16 protein-coding genes and 1 pseudogene are annotated in these 24,297 nt (G+C 50.9%); 9 read left to right on the plus strand and 8 right to left on the minus strand.

Going from position 1 to position 24,297, the window contains the following annotated elements; all coding sequences use genetic code 11:
* Nucleotides 1-6: 6 nt before the first annotated feature.
* From CX664_RS15190 to CX664_RS15210, 5 genes are all read right to left on the minus strand, one after another.
* Nucleotides 7-2,175, minus strand: a complete 2,169-nt coding sequence (locus tag CX664_RS15190; RefSeq protein ID WP_101747559.1) for a type I secretion system permease/ATPase — start codon at nt 2,173-2,175, stop codon at nt 7-9.
* 235 nt (nt 2,176-2,410) lie between these two features.
* Nucleotides 2,411-3,145 (minus strand): phosphate signaling complex protein PhoU, encoded by a 735-nt coding sequence (gene phoU / locus CX664_RS15195; RefSeq protein ID WP_101747560.1) that lies wholly within the window; start codon nt 3,143-3,145, stop codon nt 2,411-2,413.
* Nucleotides 3,146-3,194: 49 nt separating this feature from the next.
* Nucleotides 3,195-4,214 (minus strand): phosphate ABC transporter ATP-binding protein PstB, encoded by a 1,020-nt coding sequence (pstB, locus tag CX664_RS15200; RefSeq protein ID WP_174783931.1) that lies wholly within the window; start codon nt 4,212-4,214, stop codon nt 3,195-3,197.
* Nucleotides 4,215-4,219: 5 nt separating this feature from the next.
* On the minus strand, nt 4,220-5,908 hold the full coding sequence (gene pstA, locus CX664_RS15205) for a phosphate ABC transporter permease PstA (RefSeq protein WP_101747561.1): 1,689 nt from the start codon (nt 5,906-5,908) through the stop codon (nt 4,220-4,222).
* 26 nt (nt 5,909-5,934) lie between these two features.
* The gene (locus tag CX664_RS15210; RefSeq protein WP_101747562.1) at nt 5,935-8,247 is read right to left on the minus strand and encodes an ABC transporter permease subunit; all 2,313 of its coding nucleotides are present in this window, start codon (nt 8,245-8,247) and stop codon (nt 5,935-5,937) included.
* A 554-nt stretch (nt 8,248-8,801) separates the two neighbouring features.
* Here CX664_RS15210 and CX664_RS15215 point away from each other — a divergent pair.
* On the plus strand, nt 8,802-10,121 hold the full coding sequence (locus tag CX664_RS15215) for a Na+/H+ antiporter family protein (RefSeq protein ID WP_101747563.1): 1,320 nt from the start codon (nt 8,802-8,804) through the stop codon (nt 10,119-10,121).
* Between the two features lie 62 nt (nt 10,122-10,183).
* Here the strand turns inward: CX664_RS15215 and CX664_RS15220 are convergent, their stop codons facing one another.
* The 3 genes from CX664_RS15220 to CX664_RS15230 form a co-directional block, all read right to left on the minus strand.
* Nucleotides 10,184-11,203 carry a PstS family phosphate ABC transporter substrate-binding protein gene (locus CX664_RS15220; protein WP_276328494.1) on the minus strand — a complete coding sequence of 340 codons (1,020 nt, stop codon included), beginning with the start codon at nt 11,201-11,203 and terminating at the stop codon, nt 10,184-10,186.
* Between the two features lie 269 nt (nt 11,204-11,472).
* Entirely contained in the window at nt 11,473-11,904 is a 432-nt protein-coding gene (locus CX664_RS15225) for a PIN domain-containing protein (RefSeq protein ID WP_101747564.1), read from the minus strand.
* Nucleotides 11,901-12,149 carry an AbrB/MazE/SpoVT family DNA-binding domain-containing protein gene (locus tag CX664_RS15230; protein ID WP_101747565.1) on the minus strand — a complete coding sequence of 83 codons (249 nt, stop codon included), beginning with the start codon at nt 12,147-12,149 and terminating at the stop codon, nt 11,901-11,903. The genes CX664_RS15225 and CX664_RS15230 overlap by 4 nt, the downstream gene beginning before the upstream one ends.
* 205 nt (nt 12,150-12,354) lie before the next feature.
* On the opposite strand from CX664_RS15230, the gene CX664_RS15235 reads away from it, so the two are divergent.
* The 8 genes and pseudogenes from CX664_RS15235 (at nt 12,355) to CX664_RS15270 (ending at nt 24,295) form a co-directional block, all read left to right on the plus strand.
* Nucleotides 12,355-14,520, plus strand: coding sequence for a WD40 repeat domain-containing protein (locus tag CX664_RS15235; protein WP_101747566.1), 2,166 nt, complete (start codon nt 12,355-12,357; stop codon nt 14,518-14,520).
* Between the two features lie 141 nt (nt 14,521-14,661).
* Nucleotides 14,662-16,764, plus strand: coding sequence for an F-box/WD repeat-containing protein (locus CX664_RS28455; RefSeq protein WP_101747567.1), 2,103 nt, complete (start codon nt 14,662-14,664; stop codon nt 16,762-16,764).
* 55 nt (nt 16,765-16,819) lie between these two features.
* Nucleotides 16,820-16,981 (plus strand): annotated as a pseudogene (locus CX664_RS15245) (IS1 family transposase); the annotation flags it as partial.
* Between the two features lie 162 nt (nt 16,982-17,143).
* Nucleotides 17,144-19,261: an F-box/WD repeat-containing protein gene (locus CX664_RS15250; protein ID WP_101747568.1), complete on the plus strand. Its 2,118-nt coding sequence runs from the start codon at nt 17,144-17,146 to the stop codon at nt 19,259-19,261.
* A 114-nt stretch (nt 19,262-19,375) separates the two neighbouring features.
* Nucleotides 19,376-21,499 (plus strand): WD40 repeat domain-containing protein, encoded by a 2,124-nt coding sequence (locus tag CX664_RS15255; protein ID WP_101747569.1) that lies wholly within the window; start codon nt 19,376-19,378, stop codon nt 21,497-21,499.
* 263 nt (nt 21,500-21,762) lie between these two features.
* Nucleotides 21,763-22,302 (plus strand): TRAP transporter small permease subunit, encoded by a 540-nt coding sequence (locus CX664_RS15260; RefSeq protein WP_244910674.1) that lies wholly within the window; start codon nt 21,763-21,765, stop codon nt 22,300-22,302.
* A complete protein-coding gene (locus CX664_RS15265; protein ID WP_101747570.1) occupies nt 22,299-23,675 on the plus strand; it encodes a TRAP transporter large permease in 1,377 nt (458 codons plus the stop codon). The genes CX664_RS15260 and CX664_RS15265 overlap by 4 nt, the downstream gene beginning before the upstream one ends.
* A 251-nt stretch (nt 23,676-23,926) precedes the next feature.
* On the plus strand, nt 23,927-24,295 hold the full coding sequence (locus tag CX664_RS15270) for a glutaredoxin family protein (RefSeq protein ID WP_101747571.1): 369 nt from the start codon (nt 23,927-23,929) through the stop codon (nt 24,293-24,295).
* Nucleotides 24,296-24,297: the final 2 nt, after the last annotated feature.

Below are 24,297 nucleotides of genomic sequence, written 5' to 3' on the forward strand. Positions count from 1 at the left end.
TCCAGCCTATCCTATTTTGAGTTTGCCCTGCCTTAACGCCGCATGTACCTGATCCTTGGGTCCATCCGCAACAATACGTCCACTGTCCATTACGATCAGTCGATCCACCAGATCCAGCATTGAGGCCTTATGGGTAACCAATATCAACGTCTTGCCGCTGCACCGGGTCTTTAGCTGTTCCTTCATTCGCAGCTCTGTGGTGTTGTCCATAGAACTGGATGGCTCATCCATCACCAGAATCGGTGGATTCATCAGCAGGGCACGGGCCAGGGCAATACTTTGTCGCTGCCCCCCGGACAGGTTTTGTCCGCGCTCACCCACGATCATATCCAGCCCGTTAGGGTGCTTATTGGCAAACTCCGTTACTCCGGCAATCTCAGCAGCCTCAAGCAACTGGCTGTCGTCAACATGGTTTGCCCCCAAGGTGATATTGTCTTTAATGGAGCCATAAAACAGTGTGATATCCTGGCTAACGCAGCCAATACTGGAGCGCAGGTCAGTGGGATTGATCTGTCGTAAATCAACACCGTCAACCCGAACTGCACCTTCTCCCGGTTCATAAAGTCCCAGTATCAGCTTTTCGATGGTTGTCTTGCCGGAACCAATTCGCCCGATAATCCCAACCTTTTCACCGGCTTTAATACTCAGGCTGACATCTCTTAAGGCCTGAATTTCCTGCTCGGGATAGGAAAAGTGAACCCCATCAAAGTCAATACTGCCTTTCAGGTCCGGACGATTAACGTAATCCCTGTCTTCATGACGTTCGGTTGGCATGTCCATAATCTGATTCAGGCCATCCAGAGCCGATTTGGCCTGGTTATAGCGAGTTGCCAGCCCGGCAATCTGAGCCATGGGTGCCAGACAGCGGCCAGACAGCATGACCGAGGCAATCAGCCCCCCCATACTCAACTCACCTTCAGCGATCAGATAAACCCCAAGAATAACCATGCCTATATTGGCCATTTGTTGAACATAGGCGCTGAAACTGGTGGCAGAAGAAGTGAGCAGTTTGGTTTTAATGCTCCAGGTGGCAATATGGCTAACGGCTTTTTCCCAACGGTACTGAATATCACTCTCGGCCTGGGCAATTTTCAGGGCTTCCATGCCTGAGAGGCTTTCAATCAATGTGGCATTTTTCTGCTGACTGGAACGGAGTGTTTTTTCAACGGAATTTTTGAGAGGCTCCTGAATAAAGAAACTGTAGAGGCCAATGATGAGCATGGCGACCAAAGGTACAACTGCCGTCGGCCCACCGAGCATAAATATCACGAAAAGAATGATACAGGTGAACGGCAGGTCAACCAGCGCAGTAACCGTTGAAGAGGTAATAAATTCCCGAATACTTTCGAAGTCCTGAAGGTTTTTCGCGAAGGAACCCACTGAAGCGGGCCTGGCCTTCATGCTCAACCCCAGAACCTGCTCCATGATGGCAGAAGAGAGCAGAATATCGGACTTTTTACCGGCCAGATCAATAAAATAGCTGCGCACCATTTTCAGAATAAAATCAAAACTGAAAACAATAAACGCACCAACGGCCAGAACCCAGAGTGTATCAAACGCCTGGTTGGGAACCACCCGGTCATACACATTCATGACAAACAGCGGGCTGGCAACGACAAAGATGTTGATCAACAGTGATGCCAATAAAACATCACGGTAAATTCTCCATGAACCGAGAATAGTTCCCCAGAACCAGTGTCTGGATTTAACCGTTAATTTCTGCGGGGTCCGACGATCATAACGATGCTTTTCACGGACATAGATAACATAGCCACTGTAAAATTCATTTAATTCTTCAATACTGATTGTTGTCGTGCCCTCACCGGTTTCCGGCATAATAATCCGGGCAGTGCCTTTTGCATGGTCAATATCCGACAAAATGCAGGCTTTGCGTTTATTCAGTAACAACACGGCAGGAACAACCAGTGAAGATATTTCGGCAATCTCCCGCTTATGAACTTTACAGGCCAGACCCGCTCTTTCGGACGATCGAATAAATACTTCTGCAGTAAATTTGCCTTTCTCAAGGGGCATTCCAGCTTTTAAAGATTCCCGTGAATACGGATTACCATAATGGCGGGTTAACAAGGCGAGGCATTCAAGAAGGTCATCGCTGCTGACGGGGTGTTCATCAGGGATATCCCAGCCGTCATGAAGGGTACTGGAGTAATTCATAGCTACCTGCTGATTGTTTCATCCGTGTTTTCTTACAAGAGATTGATTCAGAAACAAACAGCGTGATTGCCTGAAAGGTATTAATAACTAAAGATTAGCGCAAAATACCAAACAGCTAATTGAAAAATAAAAAATTGAAAACCACATCTTTAAATGTGTGTTCATATCAGAAATAAAAAAACGGGGAATTGAATTCCCCTAAACCATTTCGATTAAATTAAAAGACAGTACTTTTTCAATCATCCAGCTGCTGATCAAACACCTCTTCCTGCATCCGTTTAAGACCAATGTGTCTGACATCCTTGCCCTTGACCAGATAAATAACGTACTCGGCAATATTTCTGGCATGATCACCAATCCGCTCCAGGGAGCGTAATACCCACATAATATTCAACACCCGGGTAATGGAGCGGGGATCTTCCATCATATAAGTCACCAGTTCACGGGTGGCACTTTTGTATTCCCGATCCACCGCTTTATCCTCTTTGGCCACCGCAAGGGCCTGCTCTGCATCAAACCGGGCAAAGGCATTCAGGGCATCCTGAGTCATCTGCCGGACATGGCTGCCAATATGACGGGTTTCAATATAGCCTTTGGGGGCTTCCCCCTGTTCTGACAATTTTATGGCAAATCGGGCAATTTTGGCCGCTTCATCACCAATGCGCTCCAGGTCCGTGGCCACTTTGGTGCATGCCAGAACCAGACGCAAGTCGCTGGCCGCAGGCTGGCGGCGGGCCAGAATTCTGGAACACTCCTGATCAATGGACGTTTCCATAAAGTTGATGTCGGTGTCTTTTTCACAAACAACGATGGCCAGGTCACTGTCGGCATTGATCAGTGACTCAATGGCATCACTGACCTGCTTCTCAACCATGCCGCCCATGGACAACAGGTTATTGCGCAGCTCTTCCAGTTCATGGTTGAACTGCTGGGAAATATGGTGGGTCAGCAAATCGCTTTGGTTAGGCATGGATAATCCTTGGAGGCTGCCAGAAGCTGTTGAGATTCAGGAAAGCATTTCAGCCATAACGGCCAGTAATGTAGTCTTCAGTCTGTTTCTTGCGGGGGTTGGTGAACAGTCTGTCGGTGTCGCCATACTCAATCATCCGCCCCATATACATAAATGCGGTGTAATCCGACACCCGTGCCGCCTGCTGCATGTTATGGGTGACAATCACAATGGTAAATCTGGACTTCAACTCATTGATCAACTCTTCAATCTTCAAAGTGGAGATAGGGTCGAGTGCGGATGCAGGCTCATCCAGAAGCAATACTTCGGGTTCCACCGCAATGGTCCGGGCAATAACCAGACGCTGCTGCTGCCCACCGGACAGGCCCAGTGCGCTTTCATGGAGGCGATCCTTCACTTCATTCCAGAGCGCAGCCCCTTTCAGCGCCCACTCCACAACGTCATCCAGTACCCGCTTTTTATTGATGCCCTGAATTCTCAGGCCATAGGCAACATTTTCATAAATACTTTTTGGGAATGGGTTCGGCTTTTGGAACACCATCCCTACCCGACGACGAAGATCAGCCACATTGACGGATTTCTCGTAGATATTTTGCTGCACACCGGAAGTATCCGTGAGCCGTATCTGCCCATCCACACGACAGCCATCCACCAGATCATTCATCCGGTTCATACTGCGCAGCAGCGTGGATTTACCACAGCCCGAAGGTCCGATAAACGCTGTTACCCGCTGTTGCGGTATCTTCATGGAGATATCAAACAGTGCCTGTTTTTCGCCATAGAACAGGTTCAGCCCAGACACCTCCATACTGGTCGTTTCAAGCTCAAGGTTCAGTACAGAACGACCACGCCCAAGGGACTCAGGATTAACAGCGCCGTAAAATGCAGAGGGCGGTTCAGCACGACCATCAGCGGTAACACTGGCGTACTTCTCAGGGCTGTTTTCAGGATACGTTATGGCGGTTTTCACAGTAAGAGCCTCACTCAAAGTCTTGTTCAGGCTTTCATCCTTTTTTTCATCCCCTTCCGGCTTTCTATCGATGACGTTATAAAGCTCTTCCGCAGACATCGTGTTCAGTCCTCAAGGCTCTTGTATTTTTCCCGTAACCGGTTGCGAATCGCAACGGCGGACAGATTCAGCACAGCAATAACCATCACCAGCAGCAACGCAGTGGCATACACCAGCGGCCTGGCGGCTTCCACGTTCGGGCTCTGGAAACCCACATCAAAAATATGAAAGCCCAGATGCATGAACTTCTGATCAAGATGCAGATAGGGGTAGTTGCCATCCAGCGGCAAGCTGGGAGCCAGCTTAACAACCCCCACCAGCATCAGTGGTGCTACTTCCCCTGCCGCACGGGCAACCGCCAGAATCAAACCGGTCATCATGGCCGGGCTGGCCATGGGCAGCACCACCCGCCACAACGTTTCCGCCTTGGTGGCACCGAGAGCCAGACTCCCTTCCCGAACGGAGCGGGGAATACGGGACAGCCCCTCTTCCGTGGCGACAATCACCACCGGCAGGGTCAACAGAGCCAGGGTGATGGATGCCCACAGCAGCCCCGGAGTACCAAAGGTGGGTGATGGCAGGGCTTCGGCAAAAAACAGATTATCGATTTTTGCCCCGGCAAAGTAGATGAAAAAACCAAGACCAAAAACCCCGTAAACGATGGAGGGAACCCCCGCCAGGTTATTAACTGCCACCCGGATAGCCCGGGTCATCCAGCCCTGACTGGCGTACTCTCGCAGATAGACGGCAGCGATAACACCGAAAGGGGTCACCATAATGGACATCAGAATTACCATCATCACTGTGCCAAAGATGGCGGGGAAGACACCGCCTTCGGTATTGGCCTCCCTGGGATCATCAAGAATGAACTCACCGACCTTGTCAAAGTAGAAACCTATTTTATCGGTCAGTGACAGGGTATTGGGCTGATAGGCACGAACCACCTTACTGATTGGCTGTTCCAGGGTTTGACCCGCAACGGTTCTGGCCACAAAGCTGTCACGGTTGAACGCCCGGTAAAGATCGCCCAGCTGGGTTTCCAGTTGCTGATATTCCTGATTCAGCTGTTTTCGCTCAGCCTGAATCTCTGCCTGACGGACAGGGTCCCTATCACCGCTCAGCTCCAGACGACGCTCGGCCAGTCGCAGCTGCTCTATTGCGGCGTTTATTGAGCCAATGTCGTGCTTTTCAATCTGGTAGATTGCCTGATAAATCGTGAGTGCCCGATCCAAACGCTCATTGAAAACGATCCAGGCCGATTCACCACTGGCAACGGTGATACCATCTTCCTGAACAGACTCCAGGAAGCCGTAGAAATTGCCCCATTCACGACGCTCAAGCACCATGATGTCTTCAGGGTACTGCCGGTTACTCAGCCATTCATCGACGATCCAGACAAAGTCAGCACCACTCAGATCCCGATTGCCCTGCTTCAACAGATCACGGGTATATAGCTCCTGGCCGTTGACCACCTCAAGGCCGGACGACTCCAAACGAGCCGCAGGGACTTCTTCACTGTCAGTAATCTCTCCGGCAACCATTCGGACGGCCTGCCCCGGAGGCTGGTAATCGGCCACCATAATCTGGCCCGGCCAGAAGTGCCCCAGCCCGCGCACAGCGATCAACCCCAGCAGCCCGATCACCAGAACCAGACTGATGGCAACCGCACCGGCATTTAGCCAGACCCAGGGAGCACCGCTGTTAATCCATGCACCGACAGAGCGTTTTCCGGGGCTTTGAAGGGAATTATTCATAGTCATTTCTTATCCTCTTTCCCTTCTTAGAGCGAGCTGTATTTCTTACGAAGTCGATGACGCACCATCTCCGCCGCCGTGTTCACCACAAAGGTAAACAGGAACAGCACCAGGGCGGCCAGAAAGAGAATTCGGTAATGGCTACTGCCCACTTCAGACTCTGGCATTTCAACCGCAATATTGGCCGCCAGCGTCCGCATACCCTCAAAGATATTGGCATCCATAATGGGCGTATTCCCGGTGGCCATCAGCACGATCATGGTTTCACCTACTGCCCTTCCCATACCGATCATCAGCGCAGAGAAAATACCCGGGCTGGCGGTCAGAAGAACCACCCGGATCAGGGTCTGCCAGGGTGTTGCTCCCAGCGCCAGAGAACCATAGGTCAGGTGCCTGGGTACGCTGAATATCGCATCCTCCGCGATGGAAAATATGGTTGGAATAACGGCAAAACCCATGGCCAGTCCTACCACCAGGGCATTACGCTGGTCGTAGGGAATGCCCAGCTCGGTGGTCAACCAGGTGCGCATATCACCGTCAAACAGCCAGAGTTCCAGACTGGAACTGAGCGACATGGCCAGGGCACCACTGAGCAACACCACGGGCACCAGCAATCCGGCCTGCATACCGTCAGGAATCCGGTGACGTATCGTTGCAGGCAAGCCATCCCAGGCAAAAGCAAACATCAGGATGCCCGCTGGCACAAAGAGCAACAGGGCAAAAATACCCACCAGCTGATTTTCAATCAGCGGGGCCAGCCAGAGCCCGGCAAGAAAACCAAGAATGACCGTAGGCAGAGCCTCCATCAGCTCGATCACCGGCTTTACCTTTCTGCGCATGCCCGGAGCCATAAAGTAGGCGGTGTAAATAGCCGCACAAATGGCCAGTGGCGCTGCCAGCAACATGGCGTAAAACGCCGCCTTGAGCGTCCCGAACGACAGTGGCATCAGGCTCAGCTTGGGCTCGAAATCATTGTTTGATGCCGAGGACTGCCAGATGTAATCCGGCTGATGGTAAGACTCATACCAGACTTTACCCCACAGGGCAGACCAGGATATTTCCGGGTGCTCATTGTCGATTTTCAGGAATTGCGTCTCACCCTGGCTGGCCAGAATCAGATAATTGCCTCTTGGCGCTACGGCCATTTGATCTATTCGACCCGCAGCCAATGGCTCCACCAGCAGAGAACGGTTTGCCGTGGTGTAATACAGACCGACCTGCCCCTTCACATCCGACGCCAGAAAGCCCTTGCGCCGATGCTCCGGAACAATCTTGTCGATGGGATCATTGCCGAGGCTGAAAGAACGAATATTGTGCAAATTCAGACGGCCATCTTCACGAACCATAAACCACTGGGCGATATTGCCTTCTGAGTCACCCACCAGCAGGGACACCCCGCCCAAAAGAAACGTCATCGCGGTAACGTCTACTCCCTTAGCGGTCAGGTTGAGCGTCTCATGGATATAGGGACGGTCAATATCGCTGATATTGATCACCGTCAGTTGATTGCTGCCACTGAGGACATAAAGCCAGGTTTGTTCCGGATCAATCAGCAACTGGCGGATATCCAGGCCACCCTGCGCAGAAAGTCCGCTGATCACCGGCAGGGCGACGGACTGCTGCTCAACAGTGACGGACTCGGTTAAAAAATCCGCTTCCTTATGAACAACCTCCATCACCAGCTGGTTATTGCTGCTGGCAGCCATCAACAGCTTTTCCTCACCGTCACTGATGGCCAGTTGCGCAACCGGAGCCGAAAAGTCCTTGATGGCAAAGGGCTGCCGCTCATAGGGGTAGCTGACTTCCGGTGTGATCTTCCTGCGGTCATCTGGCCAGGTAATCCTATAGCCCTGATCGAACAGTATGACCTCACCGTTGGTAAGACCGGCCGCCATCAGATTGGAACCAGCAGCATCCCTGACCACCCTGACCACCTCACTGCCCGCAGGTATTGGCAGCAACTCATTCTGTAACCATTCACCGGTTTGGGAGGAGAAAAAACGCAGATTACCGGAAGCCTCTGATTGCATGGCCACTTCGGCCTGCTCTTCAACAGCGAGAAATATCGGTGCTTTTTTCGTAGCAACTGGCTCATCAACAAAAGTCAGGGCCGATGGGTATGAAGCAACCCGGGTAATCTCAGCGCGGTTAAATAGCGGCAGGACCTCATAGAGGAGGTAAAAGAAAATCAGAAGAATCGCCACAATCACGCCAAGACCTCCGGAGGCAACCCCCCAACGGGCGAGACGGTCTTTCAAGAAGCGCAGGGAACGATATTTTTTTAGTGCCGGTGTATTGAAATCAATACCCGGGCTGTTATCCATCGAATTTTGATACATGGCGCAAGTCTGATTAAATCATGCCCGTAACTTACAGAATCAATATGACAGTAATGTGACACCGGGAAAAAATCATTGCCCGGACCGACAGATCATTGTAATTTAGTGGCTGCCAATGACGGCTGTAAGCCTGAATTGCCACGCTTACAGACCTGTTGAAAGTGCATCATGATCAGAGAAAATAACGATGTTACCCAGAAACCTGCTAACAATACCCGGTACTGACACCCAATCAGAACAATGCAGCTCTGCCCTTTCCATGATCCCTTCCCTGCATGCCCACCGACACCATCATCACCATTGAACGACTGATTCGACCCTGATCGAATACATTTACTTTTATCGCCTGAGCTTCTAGCCTCAATGTGTAATATATTAATTTACAACTAGAAAAAAGAGCTCAAGGCACAACCAACCAATGAATGCGACAGCTCCTGACGAGCTCTGCACTGATCTGCTATAGACTGATCTGTTATAGATCGTGCTTTGGATAATGCTGTGGATTGAAGTATCGCAAACCGCTTATAACTCAAAAGAACACAAACTGGATTATTATGAACGCTGTCATTTTGGCTGTTGCCATCATGCTGACCTTGAGTGTCTTGCGTGTAAACGTTGTACTTGCCCTTTTTATAGGGGCTACTGGTGGAGGTCTTGCCGGTGGACTGGGGTTTGATGCAACACTGTCCGCTTTTGCCGAAGGATTGGGGGGTGGTGCCAGCATCGCCATCAGCTACGGTATGCTGGGTGCCTTTGCCATGGCTATATCCGCATCCGGGATTCCCCAGTGGCTGGCCGATCGAATTATTCAGAGGGTAGCCCGGACCCACAAAACTGCTGGCCTGAGGATCTCGATCCTGGGAAGCATTCTGCTGATGGCCTCTGCCTCCCAGAATGTAGTCCCCGTCCATATCGCCTTTATTCCTATTCTGATCCCACCGCTACTGGGTGTTTTCAGCTCTTTACAGCTGGACCGCAGGGCGGTAGCAAGCACTCTGTCGTTTGGTCTGATCGCCACCTATATGCTGGTTCCCATTGGTTTCGGCAATATCTACCTGACCCAGATCCTGGCGGGCAACCTCAACGATAATGGCTTGAACATTGACCCTGACCTGATGCCATCGGCCATGGCTCTACCGGTACTGGGCATGTTTATTGGTCTGCTGGTGGCTGTGTTCTGGACTTACCGTAAGCCCCGCCACTACCACATTGCAGAGAGCGCCCTGAAAACCGCTAAGGAAGAGCAGCCATCCATGGAGCCAAAGGCCGTGCTGATTACCCTGGTATCCATTGCGGCGGCACTCGGCGTGCAACTGTTCACCGACTCCATGGCCATGGGTGCAGCCACAGGCTTTATGATGATGATCCTCGGCGGCATTGTACACTGGCGGGAAGCGGATGATGTCTTTGCCCGGGGTGTAAGAATGATGGCCCTGTGTGGATTTATCATGATCTCTGCCTCTGGCTTTGCCGAAGTACTCAGGACAACCGGGGATATTCCTGTCCTGGTGGCCATGGTTGAAGAGCTGGTTTATGGCAGCAAGGCACTGGCCGCATTTCTGATGCTGGCTGTTGGATTGATGATCACCATGGGCATTGGTTCTTCCTTCTCAACCATTCCCATTATTGCCACACTTTATGTCCCACTGGCGCTGGCCCTTGGCTTTTCACCTCTGGCAACCGCAGCGCTTGTTGGTGCATCCGGCGCGCTGGGTGATGCAGGCTCTCCAGCCTCCGACTCCACCATTGGCCCAACCGCCGGGCTGGATGTGGATGGCCAGCACGACCATATCCGTGACACCGTTATTCCAACGTTTATGCACTACAACATTCCCATGATCCTGTTTGCCTGGATCGCGGCGATGATCCTGTAGTCAAGAATCAAGGCCAGTAAAGCCACTGAAGACAGTGGCTTTATCTCCACTCAGCAATCACATTACTTGCTGGCAATCGTCGTATTATCCAGTCCGAGCTTAGCCAGGTATTTATCAACCACCTTGCCTGGCAGTGGGATATAGCCATCCTTCACAACCACTTCCTGCCCCTGTTTCGAGAGCAGCAACTTAACAAATTCGCGCTCAAGGGGAGACAGTGGCTTGTTAGGCTGCTTGTTCACATACACGTACAGAAAACGTGACAGAGGATAGCTGCCATCAACCGCATTCAGTGGCGTCGCCTCAACAAAAGACTGGCCTTCTTTCTTCGCCAGTGCAACGGTTCTCACACTGGAGGTTTTGTAACCAATACCGGAATAGCCAATACCGTTCAGCGATGCAGAAACCGACTGAACCACCGAGGCGGAACCTGGCTGCTCATTTACACTGTTTTTAAAGTCCCCCTTGCACAGAGCCTTCTTCTTGAAGTAGCCATAAGTGCCGGATACCGAGTTACGTCCGTACAGCTGCACAGAGCGGTTCTGCCAGGATCCACTCAGGCCAATATCACCCCAGGTCTTCACTTCACTGTCTGCGCCACACTTGCGGGTTGACGAGAAAATCGCATCCACTTCGGCCATGGTCAGGCCTTTGATGGGATTATCTTTGTTAACAAAGACTGCCAGCGCATCAATCGCCACAGGAATGGCCGTTGGCTTGTAACCATGCCTTTTCTCAAATGCTTCCAGCTCCTTGTCCTTCATTTTCCGACTCATGGGTCCGAAGTTTGAGGTACTTTCGGTCAGAGCGGGAGGTGCAGTAGAAGAACCCGCCGCCTGAATCTGAACATTCACATTGGGATAAATACGCTTGAAATCTTCAGCCCAGAGCGTCATCAGATTTGCCAGCGTGTCTGAACCCACGGAGGACAGGTTACCGGACACGCCACTGGACTTACTGTACTTTGGCAGGGATGGATCCAGCTGGCTGGCCATGGCAGAACCACTGGCCAACGCCAGCGCTGCGGTAGCAGACACAGCCAGGACTCGCTTAAATGCCGTTACGTGTGTTGTTATTTTCATCATTTGCTCTCCAGGATTTACGCGCCCTGTTCGATTAACAGCACCTTCTCATCATTAAGGGCTATCAAAGGTTGATCTGAGGCGTGAGCCTCCTTGCTTGACTTCCGGGAATCAAATATAGAGCTTGAATATGACAATTCTATGAAAAGAAAAAGGGAAAAGAAAAAGGACACCCACTTTTTAAAAAGTGAAGAGAGCAAACCGTGGCCGGGTCTTTCATTTTTTAAGAGGTTTAAGACGGTAGCTTTACGGGGAGCAGGAGGCGTTCCTCAGTCACTCCCAACTTGCTCCTTTACCAGCGTGGTGACGATGGATAAAGCCCCCAGCTTTTTGCGGCTTTCAAAGCTGTAGAGCGTTTGGGTGCCTTTGCTGGTGGCACGTCGGGCAATCAGACAATCAGAGAAATCCACTTTGGGAGTTTCGCTGTAATCCATAAGCGCGCTCTGCAGGGCACTCCAGTCTTCAAAAATGAACCGGGTGTTACTGGCGAGCTGTTTGAGAACGGAGTGTATTTCTGCTTTGGTTAATTCAAAGACGGTTTCCAGCACCCACTCGGTTTCGGCCAGGACAATGTCTGAGAGGTAAACGGAGTCAGCAGAATTAATGGTTTCAGCCGCCACTCTCGCTTGCCAGGGCGGGTTACGGGCATCGACCGGCGCTATCAGATAACGCAACAGCACATTTGTATCAACAGCAATCATGATTCGCCCGCGAATTTTCTGGCGGTTTTGTTTTTGATGGCCTTCCTGGTGTCCTCTCGCGTTAGGTCTTGATGGGTATCACCAGGTAATTTGATGGTGCCAGAAAGGTCATCGGAGGTCATCTTTACCAAATGTGCCACACCATCGCGCTCGAAAACCTGTATAAAGTCGCCGGGTTTTAGCCCGAGCTTTTGGCAGATACTTTGAGGAATAGTCACTTGCCTTTTGGTCGTTAATTTATGCACGTCACACCTCTTTCTGTATTACTATATTGAAATAGTAATACTATCGTAGGCAAAGGTTGTACACAGGGCAAGAAAGGTTGTGGCTAAACTGCCAAAGCGGTTTTCGGTCAGCCTCCCAGACGAACATTCCGATTGCTGTGAACTTTTGCCCGGCAACCCCATCCAAGATATCTGAGTGGCAACCACCTGAAGATCACAATTCACAATGGAACCTCCCATTACCGTTAACACCAGCGGCAATTATGGCGATAACCCGGACTGCGCCGGAGTAACACCTGAGATATCCCGTTATGTGTGGAACAGCAACGGTATGTCGGTTGTACCCTGCCAGGACCAATGTTCATTACTGCATTTGCCTGAGCCTCCCTTGCTCAGGTTGTTGGGCTATTTATCTTTCCGGGAGATACTCGCCACCGCAAAAACGTGTACGTATTTAAACCAGGTAATCACCGATGAACATCTGCTGGCCAGATCGTGGTTTGCAAAATTGGCAACACACCAGCAGAACCAGTTCAAGGAGATTGCCCGTGACATCAGTGATCGTGACCTGCAGCACTGGCTGAGGCAATTTACCCCGGATACAACGCTAGCCGGTAAGCTTTGCAGCCAATACCTTGCAGAGCAAACAACAGACGACGGTCGTAAAACCGGTGAAACACAAAAAAAGAAATACTTCCCCCAGGTCCTGTTTTACACGGTGAGTAAACTGATGGCTGACTGTCGACAATTTAAACCGGTTCTGGCAAAGGAAATTCTTGATACTCCTGGTTATGCCATCAGCTTGAGCACCCATGGCGACCATTTAGTGATCTTGAGCAACCATCATACCGGGACAATCTTTGGCTGCACAGCAAACAGCCCATGGCATAAACAAGCCAGTTTTAGCTTCGATTACTGGCTCACCGCAGATCTTCCTATCTCCAACTTTGAGACCCACGGCCGTCATGTGTTGGCCTGTGATAAACATACCGCAACAATCTTGGCATATAACGCAGATAACAGCTGCACGGAGCAACTCACCATTTTCCATGAAGGCAGGATCAGCTCAGCTGATTTAAGTTGTGATGGTCATCAGGCAGTCATTACCTGTGATGATGGCAGCGCCAGAATCCACAGCTGGAACGACGCTGGTCACTGGACGCTGGCAGCGGATATTACTGATGTCAGGCGGCGCTTGAAGGCTCGCTTCAGCCCGGATGGCAGCCGGGTATTGACCCACTCAAACTCGTGCACAAAAATCCACAGACGGAACGAGGAGGGTGGCTGGACATTAGAGGCCACCAGTGACTTCTATGCCGAATCAGTCACCTTCAGTCCCGATGGCAGCCATGTGCTGATGTACAGTTGCTATCGGGGGATCATCGCAAAGATCGCAAAAATCCTCAGCCTGAACAAAGATGGCGGCTGGCTGGAGAGTGCACCCCTCACTCACAACGAAGGCTCGGTCATACGGGTTATAGCCAGCCCCGATGGTCGCCATGTCATTACCTTCAACCGGAAAGACGGTGAAACTGACAGCATAACCATGAAAATCCTCAGTCGTGACAGCAACAGCGACTGGACAGAGACAACTGACAATATCCCAATTATTCTCCCCAATGATACCCGACTATGGCCCAAATTCAGCCCCGATGGCTGTCATGTGATGATTAGCAAGAGTGATTCTAACCTTGAAATCCTCAGCTGTGACAAACGCGGCAACTGGATGCCGACCTCTATTCCCTGTCTGGAAGAGAGTAAAAGAGCCTTCTTCAGTCCCGATAGCAGACATGCGGCGATCATTGGCGCTGGTTATCGCACTACCATAATATACAGTTATGATGAAGCCAGAGTCTGGACAGAAAGCGGCATCATTCCCCATGACCTTGACGGGCCATACACTGACGCCAGCTTCAGTTCTGATAGCAGCCATATTGTGACTTTCTGTTGGTACCCAGTTACCCTTTGGAACGACAACATTCGTAGCAAATTCAAGGTAAAAATCTACGGTTACAATGGGTACGGCAAGTGGCTGCCAAAAGCCTTTATTCGCCATGCCGGCCCGATCTATTCCGCACGTTTCAACGCCGATAGCACCCATCTGGTAACCGCAAGCCAGGATGGTACTGCAGTAGTCTCTGGCCGCTGTGCCAACGGCAGCTGGGTGAATAAGGTCATTCTGAGACATACCCGCCGGGTCAAATTTGCCTTCTTCAGTGTCGATAGCAGACAGGTGGTGACCGTAAGTGGCTCGCACAATGTGAAAATCTGGCGCCTTGTCGCTGCTGGCATGGTTCTGGACAATCCGCCCGGAACCCCACAGGCTGCGACTGGCCAGGGTGTTGTTCTGCATGCTGGCAACCAAAAGCCGGAAGCAAACAGACAGAATTGAGAAACATGTCGGGTCGGTCTATCGACCCATTCACAGAACGCACGGGAAGATTAATCAGGTTTATTCGAATGCCTTGAACTTTTACCCGGCAACCCCATCCAAGACATCTGATTGGCAGTCACCTGACGATGACAATTAACAATGAAACCTCCCGTTACCGTGAACACCAGCGGCAGTTATGTCAGCAGCCAGGACTGCGCGGGAGTTACGCCTGAGGCCCCCCATTGTGTGGGGAGTGCAGGGAGCAGTAACGGTATATCGGTTGTGCCCAAAGACCAATGTTCATTACTGAACTTGCCACAGCTTCCCATACTCAAGCTGCTGGGCTACTTATCTTTCCGGGAGATACTCGCCACCGCAAAAACGTGTACGTATTTAAACCAGGTAATCACCAATGCAAATCTGCTGGCCAGAAGGTGGTTTGCAACATTGGCAGCACACCAGCAAAACCAGTTCAAAGAGATTGCCCGGGACATCAGTGATCCTGACCTGCAGTACTGGCTGGGACAATTTACCATGGATACAACGGTAGCCGATAAGCTTTATAGCCAATGCCCTGGAAAGCAAACAACAGACGACGATCTTAAAACCTGTGAAGCACAAAAAAGGAAATACTTCCCCCAGGTCCTGTTTTACACGGTGGGTCAACTGATGGCTAACTGTCGACAATTCAAACCGGTTCTGACAAAGAGCATTCTTAATAACCCTGATGTAAATACCGTCAGCTTTAGCACCCATGGCGACCATTTAGTGATCTTCAGAAACAATCATACCTGGACAATATTTGGCTTCACAGCGTACTGCCAATGGAATGAACAAGCGGGTTTCAGCTATCATTCCTGGGTCAACCCTCCTTCCCCCACCGTCGAGACCAGCTTCATGACCAGCGGCCATCATGTCTTGGCCTGGGATGGATACCATGTCGCAAAAATCTTCGGCTATAACGCCGATAACAGCTGCACAGAACAACTCTCCATTGTCCATAAAGACAGGATCATATCAGCTGACTTAAGTGACGATGGTCATCAGGTAGTTATTACCTGTAATGATGGCAGTGCCAAAATCCACAGCTGGAACGTCGCTGGTCACTGGACGTTAGCTGCGGACATTGCCGATGGCGGGCGGGGCTTGAGGGCTTGCTTCAGTCCCGATGGCAGTCGGGTACTGACCCACTCAGACTCATGCACAAAAATCCACAGGCGGAACGGGGAAGGTGGCTGGACATTGGAGGCCACTAGTAACTTCGATGCCAAATCTGTCACCTTCAGCCCAGATGGTAACCAGGTTCTGATGTTCGGTGTCAGGGGGATGGCAAAAATCCTCAGCCTGAACAAAGATGGCGGCAGGCTCGATAGCTCTATACTCGGTAACAACAAAAACTGGATCATACGGGCTACAATCAGCCCCGATGGTTGCCATGTCATTACCGTCAACCACCAAAACGCTAAAACTGACAGCATAACCCTAAAAATCTTCAGTCGTGACAGCAACGGCAACTGGACAGAGAAAACCGGCAATATCCCCATTATTAACCCCCTTGACCCTGACCTGCCCCCCAAGTTCAGCCCCGATGGCTGCCATGTGATGGCTGCCAAAGATCTTTCTAACCTTGAAATCCTCAGCTGTGACAAACACGGCAACTGGATGCAGAACTCTATTCCCTTGAGGGGAAAAATTAAAAGAGCCTTCTTCAGTCCCGACAGCAGCCATGCGGTAGTAATCGTCCCAGGTCATGGCTCCGCCAGCATATACGGCTTTAACGCAGCCAGAGGCTGGATTGAAAAAAACATCATTCGCCATGACCACAACAGGCCACAAATTGACGCCAGCTTCAGTACTGATGGGCGTCATATTGTCACTTTCTGTTGTGGCTGTTGTTGCCGAGCCCATGGCAGTGCCAAATATTACGCAAAAATCTATGGTCGTACTGGGAACGGTAATTGGCGAGAAAGAGCCATTATCACCCATACTGGCCCGATCCGTTCAGCACGCTTCAACGCCGATGGCAGCCATATAGTAACCGCAAGCGCGGATGGTACTGCAGTAATCCTGGGCCGGTATGCCGACGGCAGCTGGGTATATAAGGCCATTCTGAAGCATAGCTTTGCGGTCCGATCTGCCATCTTCAGTGTTGATAGCAGGCAGGTGGTCACCGTAAGTGGCAAACACATTGTGAATATCTGGCGTCTTGTCAATGCGGGCAGGTCTTTGAACGAAACTATGCAAGCCGAATTCAGTCCATAGCGATATTTCGGGCCGGAATCTGCGCCCTGTTCCATCAAGAAAGATCATGAGGGACCGTTGGCGCGTGAAAATATTTTTCACGGCAAAGTGGCAAAGTATTGAGAGAACAAACCTGACACTCCGTACCCGCCTCAAACGATTAACCCGCAGAACGATATGTTTTTCTCGTTCCGAGGAGTTGCATGACAAGGCGATTGGGGAGTTCATTTCAGCGTGAGCCTCCTTGCTTGACTTCCAGGAATCAAATATAGAGCTCAAATATGACAATTCTATGAAGGCGGAATTGGTGCTATACGATCATTCCGTTTGCTGTGAACTTTTGCCCGGCAACCCCATCCAAGATATCTGAATGGCAACCACCTGAAGATCACAATTCACAATGGAACCTCCCATTACCGTTAACACCAGCGGCAATTATGGCGATAACCCGGACTGCGCCGGAGTAACACCTGAGATATCCCGTTATGTGTGGAACAGCAACGGTATGTCGGTTGTGCCCTGCCAGGACCAGTTTTCGTTACTGTATTTGCCTGAGCCTCCCATGCTCAGGCTGTTGGGTTATTTATCTTTCCGGGAGATACTCGCCACCGCAAAAACGTGTACGTATTTAAACCAGGTAATCACCGATGAACATCTGCTGGCCAGATCGTGGTTTGCAAAATTGGCAACACACCAGCAGAACCAGTTTAAAGAGATTGCCCGTGACATCAGTGATCGTGACCTGCAGCACTGGCTGAGGCAATTTACCACCGATACAGCGGTAGTCGGTAAACTTTACAGGCAATACCCTGAAGAGCAGACAACAAACGATGGTCTTAAAACATGTAAAGCACAAAGAAGGAAATACTTCCCCCAGGTCCTGTTTTACACGGTGAGCAAACTGATGGCTGACTGTCGACAATTCGAACCGGTTCTGGCAACGAAAATTCTTGGTGCTTATGGTAATACCCTCAGCTTGAACACCCATGGCGACCAGTTAGTGATCTTGAAAAACTATCGTACCGGGCTAATTTTTGGCTACACAGCGAACAGCTCATGGCATAAACAAGCCAGATTTAACTTTGATTACGAGAGCAACACAAGTCGTCCTCTCTACAACTTTGAGAGCAACAGCCGTCATGTGCTGGCCTGTAGAAAACATACCGCAAAAATCTTCGCATATAACGCCGACAAGCGCTGTACTGAGCAACTCGACATTTGTCATGGAGGCAGGATCCGCTCAGCTGATTTAAGTTACGATGGTCATCATGCCGTCATTATCTGTGATGATGGCAGCGCCAGAATTCACAGCTGGAACGACACTGGTCACTGGACGCTGGCAGCGGATATTACCGATTTCAGGCGGCCCTTGAAGGCTCGCTTCAGCCCGGATGGCAGCCGGGTACTGACCCACTCAAACTCGTGCACAAAAATCCACAGACGGAACGAGGAGGGTGGCTGGACATTAGAGGCCACCAGTGACTTCTCTGCCGAATCAGTCACCTTCAGTCCCGATGGCAGCCATGTGCTGATGTACAGTGATTATGAGGGGATCAACGCACAGATCGCAAAAATCCTCAGCCTGAACAAAGATGGCGGCTGGCTGGAGAGTGCCCCCCTCACTGACAACGGAGGCTCGGTCATACGGGTTATCGCCAGCCCCGATGGTCGCCATGTCATTACCGTCAACCGGAAAGACGGTGAACCTGACAGCATTACCATGAAAATCCTCAGTCATGACAGCAACAGCGACTGGACAGAGAAAACCGGCAATATTCCGATTATTATCCACAATGATGCCCGGTATTGGCCCAAATTCAGCCCCGATAGCCGTCATGTGATGGTTAGCAGAAATACATCAAACCTTGAAATCCTCAGTTGTGACCAACGCGGCAACTGGATACCGACCTCTATTCCCTGTCTGGAAAAGAGAAAAAGAGCCTTCTTCAGTCCCGATAGCAGACATGCTGCGATCATTAGCACTGATTATCTCTCTACCAGAATATACAGTTATGATGAAGCCAGAGGCTGGACAGAAAGCGGCACCATTCCCCATGAATTTCAAGGGCCAGACAATAACGCCAGCTTCAGCCCTGATAGCAGACATATTGCCACTTTCTGTTGGCATCCGGTTAGCCTTTGGAACGACAACATTCCTGGCAAATTCAAGGTAAAAATCTACAGTTACGATGGGCACGGCAAGTGGCTGCCAAAAGCTCTTATCAGACATGCCGGTCCGATCTATTCCGCACGTTTCAACGCCGATAGCACCCATCTGGTAACCGCAAGCCAGGATGGTACTGCAGTAGTCTCTGGCCGTTGTGCCAACGGCAGCTGGGTGAATAAGGTCATTCTGAGACATGACTACCCGATCAATTCTGCCTTCTTCAGTGTCGATAGCAGACAGGTGGTGACCATAACTGGCTCGAACAATGTGAAAATCTGGTGCCTTTTTGCTGCTGGCATGGTTCTGGACAATCCGGCCGAAACTCCATCCTGCCTTCTACAGAGTCGATAGCAGACAGATCTTGTCTAAACGATCATTCCAAACACCTTGAGCTTTTGAACTTTTGACCAACTTTCCCATCCAAGGTAACTGACCGGCAATCACACCAGACGAGGGCAATTAACCATGGCACTTCCCATTACCGAGAACAACAACGGCAGTTATGGTAGCAGTCCGGAATGTGCCGGAGTAACACCTGAGGCGTCCCGCTGTATGTGGCGCAGCAGCGGTATCTCGATTGTTCCCGACGAAGACCAGAGTGCATTGCTGACATTGCCACGAATTCCCATGTGCACGCTGCTGGGCTGCTTACCTTCCCGGGATATACTCGTCATCGCAAAAACGTGTAAGTTTTTTCATCAGGTAATCACCACGGAACATCTGCTAGCCAGAAGGTGGTTTGCAACATTGGCAGAACACCAGCAAAACCAGTTCAAAGAGATTGCCCAGGGCATCAGTGATCATGACCTGCTGAACTGGCTGGAACAATTTACCACGAATGCAACAGCAGCCGATGAACTCCTCAGCCAATTCCTTCCAGAGCAAACAACAGACCATGGTCTTAAAACCGGTGAATCACAAAAAAAGAAATACTTCCCCCATGCCCTGTTTTACAAGTTGGGTCAACTCATGGCTGGCTGTCAACAATTCGAACCGGTTCTGGAAAAGCGCATTGTTGAAAAGCTGGAAGTCAATGACGTCAGCTTTAGCACCCATGGCAACCATTTAGTGATCTTCAGAAGCAGCAATACCGCAACAATCCTTGGCTGCACAGGTAACGGCCAATGGCATGAACAAGCTGGTTTCAGCTATCACTCCTGGCGCAACCCCGAAGAACCGGCTTCAACCACTCGCATGACCAGCTTCATTGCCCGTGGCCGTCATGTATTGACCTGGGATGCAGGCCATACTGCAAAAATCTTTGCATACAACCCCGATCACAGCTGCACAGAGCAACTCACTACAGTCCATGAAGACAGGATCATATCAGCTGACCTGAGTTACGATGGTCATCAGGCAGTCATTACCTGTGATGATGGCAGTATCAAAATCCACAGCTGGAACGACACTGCTCACTGGACGTTAACAGCGGACATGGCCGATGACATGTGCTGGAAGGCCTGCTTCAACTCCGATGGCAGCCAGGTACTGGCCCGTCCATTATCCCCCTGGGCCCCCGGCCCGTGCGCAAAAATCCTCAGTCGGAATGAGGAGGGTGGCTGGACATCAGAAACCATTGGCGACCCCAGTGCCAAATGCGTCAGGTTTAACCCCAATGGCAACCCGTTACTGATGTTCGGTTCCAGGGAGATGGCAAAAATCCTTCGCCTGAACAAAAAAGATGGCAACACGATGGAAAGCATCAGACTCGATAACAATGACTACAGTATCATGCATGCTACAGCCAGCCCCGATGGTCGCCATGTCTTTACCGTCAACCATAAACCCGGTACCAGGAGCAAAACCCTAACCATCTTCAGTCATGACGGCATCGACAACTGGACTGGGAAAACTCAACATATTCCCATTTATGAAGACAATCATCCTGACCTATCCCCCCAATTCAGCCCCGATAGCTGCCATGTGATGGCTACCGAAGATCTTTTTAGCCTGGACATCCACAGCTATGACGAACACGGCAACTGGATAAATAAATCTATTCCCTTGAAGCAAAAAATGAAAAAAGCTTTTTTCAGTCCCGACAGCAGCCATGTGGCAGTCACCATCCCTGATTATGGTGCCTGCTGCTGCATATACGGTTATAACAGAGCCACAGGCTGGATAAAAAAAGCCATCATTAGCCCTAAACATGTCCATGGCTCGGAATTGCCAAAAATTGAGGCCAGTTTCAGTGCTGATAGCCGTCATATTGTCTCTTTCTGTTGCTACGAAAAGAACCTGGATACCGAATATCAGGCAGAAATCTTCGGTCGCGATGAGCATGGCAATTGGCGACCAAAAGCCACTATCACCCATAATGGCCCGATCAACTCCGCACGCTTCAACGCCAATGCCAGCCTTTTAGTGACCGCAAGCGCGGATGGCACTGCAATCATCCTGGGCCGGAATCCCAAAGGCGACTGGGAGAAGAAGACCGTTCTGCAGCATGCCGACCCGGTTCAGTATGCCGACTTCAGTGTTGATAGCAGGCAGGTGGTGACCGTAAGTGGCAAGTACACCGTGGAAATCTGGCGTCTTGTCGCTGCTGGCCTGGACGACACTATCTCTGGACGACACTATGCAAGTTGAATTCAGCCCATAGCGATATTTCGGGTCGGCATCTGCGCCCGGTTCCATCAAGAAAGATCATGAGCGGCCGTGAGAGATAGTGAAATTGCTCAACCCTCATGGGAAAGCCTATAATGGCATCGCTTAACGTGTTCTGTTTACTGCACTTTTTTAATCAAGCATCAAAAATGCCCCTTTCAGGGTCTGGTAATGGAACACTGAAAAATAATGATAATAACAAGCAGCCAAGCATTGAATGCGTTGGCTGTCGGGGGAAAGACAGTATGAATCCCACCTGGAAACTTGCCAGGTCGGTGGTGGCCGCCATCGACCAATTCACAGAACACACCGGAAGATTGATCAGCTGGCTGACATTACTGCTGGTATTCGTCGTCTGTACCGTGGTGGTTTTGCGCTACTTGCTCAATATCGGCTCCATCGCCATGCAGGAATCGGCCATGTATCTGCATGCCATGGTCTTCCTGGGTGCCAGCGCCTACACACTCAAGCACAATGGCCATGTCCGGGTTGATGTCTTCTATCGAACCATGAGCCCACGGAAGCAGGCACTGGTCAACAGTCTGGGCACCGTGTTCCTGTTGCTACCGGTCTGTCTGTTTATTGGTGTGATGAGCTGGGATTACATCGCACGTTCCTGGCACATTCTGGAACAGTCCCAGGATCCCGGAGGGCTGCCTTTTATCTATCTGCTGAAAAGCCTGCTCCTGGTAATGGTGGTTACCCTTCTGCTTCAGGGCGTTGCCGAACTGATGCGTTCTCTGATGATCCTTTCCGGTGCAAGCCGCCAGGAGGGCAGATCATGATGGACGCCATCCCTTTTCTGATGTTTGCCACCGTCTGCCTGGTGCTGCTGGCTGGTTATCCCGTGGCGTTTTCCCTGGCAGGTACCGCCTTGCTGTTTGCCGGAGCCGGATCACTGTTTGGCGTATTTGATTTCTCGCTGATGAACGCCCTGCCCAGCCGACTGTTTGGTGTTATCACCAACCAGACCTTAATTGCTGTGCCACTGTTTGTCTTTATGGGCGTGATGCTGGAAAAATCCAAAGTGGCAGAGAGCCTGCTGGAAAGCATGGCCCGACTGTTTGGCAAAACCCGGGGCGGCCTTGGTCTTTCGGTGATTGTGGTGGGCATGCTGCTGGCCGCCAGCACCGGCATTGTCGGAGCCACGGTGGTCACTATGGGTTTATTATCCCTGCCCACCATGCTGCGCCGGGGCTATTCCCCGGCACTGGCAACCGGTACGATCTGTGCCACGGGGAGCCTTGGGCAGATTATCCCCCCCTCCATTGCCCTGGTGCTGCTGGGCGATGTGTTATCCAGTGCCTACCAGCAGTCACAGATAAAGATGGGTGTCTTCTCGCCGGATACGGTGTCGGTTGGCGATCTGTTTGTGGGTGCCATCATTCCCGGCTTGCTGCTGGTTTTCTGTTATGTCGTCTATCTGGTGGTGGTTGCCCGCGTTAAACCGGATGCGGCACCGGCACTGACCGATGACGATCTGGCGTCCATGGGCAGTAACCGTTCCCTGTTATCCTGCCTGTTGCCACCGCTGGTGTTAATTGTCGCGGTGCTGGGCTCGATCCTGGCGGGTGCCGCAACACCAACCGAAGCGGCCAGTGTCGGTGCGGTTGGTGCCATCCTGCTGGCGATTCTGCGCCGACAGCTCAGTATCAAAACGCTGAGAGAAGTGGTTCGCTCAACGACACAGGTCACCTGCATGGTGTTCATGATTTTGATTGGAGCTTCCATTTTTTCCCTGGTATTTCGTGGCTTCAATGGTGAAGAGTTGATTCACAGCTATTTTGAAGCCATGCCCGGCGGGGTGTTTACCGCCGTACTGATTGTCATGCTGGTGATGTTTTTGCTGGGCTTTATTCTCGATTTTATCGAGATTACCTTTGTCGTCGTACCCATGGTTGCCCCTGTGCTGCTGGCCATGGGGCTGGATCCGGTTTGGTTGGGGATTATGATTGCAGTCAATCTGCAAACCTCATTCCTGACGCCACCTTTTGGTTTTGCCCTTTTCTATTTACGGGGGGTTGCACCGCCAGAAGTGGCGACAGCCGACATCTACAAAGGGGTGATTCCCTTCATCATCATTCAACTGATGGTATTGTGTGCGTTAGCGATATGGCCAGAACTGGCAACCTGGTTGCCGGATAAGGTTTATAACTAGTATTTGATTTCGTATAAACCCCTAGGAGGCTGTCCGAGAATAGACTGCCCTACTGCGGCGACAGCAAATTGGTCTAAAAATCCGCTTTTGTTCGGCAAATAGCCCCGCTATTCACCTCACAAAACCGAATTTTTATCCTCAATTTTCTGTCGTCCTCGCTACGGGCGCTATTCTCGGACAGCCTCCTAGGTCATCAGTCATAGGCTTTTGCTTAACTGATACAATGGCACTTTTCACTGGTACTCAAACCTATGTTATTAAAAATTATTCGTAATGTATTAGGCTACGGTATTGCGGCAGCGGATAAGCTGACCCGCCCCAAAGCGATGGCACGTTCACCGGAGCAGCAGGCCCGGGTGGATGCACAAACCGCCAATATGTCGCTCTACCAGTTCACGGCCTGCCCTTTCTGTATCAAAACCCGCAGGGCCATTCACATACTGGGCCTGAATATCCAGACCCTGGATGCCATGAACGATACCGAGGCCCGTAATGCGCTGCAACAGATGGGCGGCAAGGTTCAGGTACCCTGCTTACGTATTCAGGAAGCGGGCAAAGACGATATCTGGATGTATGAGTCCGGCGATATTATCCAATATCTGCAAAAGAGCTTTGGCTAATC

Source organism: Endozoicomonas acroporae (assembly GCF_002864045.1).
Lineage (GTDB): Bacteria > Pseudomonadota > Gammaproteobacteria > Pseudomonadales > Endozoicomonadaceae > Endozoicomonas > Endozoicomonas acroporae.

Coding starts and splice junctions, on each gene's coding strand:
- CX664_RS15220 (WP_276328494.1), bottom strand. CDS start 11,203: ATGAAAATAACAACACACGTAACGGCATTTAAGCGAGTCCTGGCTGTG.
- CX664_RS15260 (WP_244910674.1), top strand. CDS start 21,763: ATGAATCCCACCTGGAAACTTGCCAGGTCGGTGGTGGCCGCCATCGAC.
- pstA (WP_101747561.1), bottom strand. CDS start 5,908: ATGAATAATTCCCTTCAAAGCCCCGGAAAACGCTCTGTCGGTGCATGG.
- CX664_RS15215 (WP_101747563.1), top strand. CDS start 8,802: ATGAACGCTGTCATTTTGGCTGTTGCCATCATGCTGACCTTGAGTGTC.
- CX664_RS15190 (WP_101747559.1), bottom strand. CDS start 2,175: ATGAATTACTCCAGTACCCTTCATGACGGCTGGGATATCCCTGATGAA.
- CX664_RS15255 (WP_101747569.1), top strand. CDS start 19,376: ATGGCACTTCCCATTACCGAGAACAACAACGGCAGTTATGGTAGCAGT.
- CX664_RS28455 (WP_101747567.1), top strand. CDS start 14,662: ATGAAACCTCCCGTTACCGTGAACACCAGCGGCAGTTATGTCAGCAGC.
- CX664_RS15210 (WP_101747562.1), bottom strand. CDS start 8,247: ATGTATCAAAATTCGATGGATAACAGCCCGGGTATTGATTTCAATACA.
- CX664_RS15250 (WP_101747568.1), top strand. CDS start 17,144: ATGGAACCTCCCATTACCGTTAACACCAGCGGCAATTATGGCGATAAC.
- phoU (WP_101747560.1), bottom strand. CDS start 3,145: ATGCCTAACCAAAGCGATTTGCTGACCCACCATATTTCCCAGCAGTTC.
- CX664_RS15225 (WP_101747564.1), bottom strand. CDS start 11,904: ATGATTGCTGTTGATACAAATGTGCTGTTGCGTTATCTGATAGCGCCG.
- CX664_RS15235 (WP_101747566.1), top strand. CDS start 12,355: ATGGAACCTCCCATTACCGTTAACACCAGCGGCAATTATGGCGATAAC.
- CX664_RS15270 (WP_101747571.1), top strand. CDS start 23,927: ATGTTATTAAAAATTATTCGTAATGTATTAGGCTACGGTATTGCGGCA.
- CX664_RS15265 (WP_101747570.1), top strand. CDS start 22,299: ATGATGGACGCCATCCCTTTTCTGATGTTTGCCACCGTCTGCCTGGTG.
- pstB (WP_174783931.1), bottom strand. CDS start 4,214: ATGTCTGCGGAAGAGCTTTATAACGTCATCGATAGAAAGCCGGAAGGG.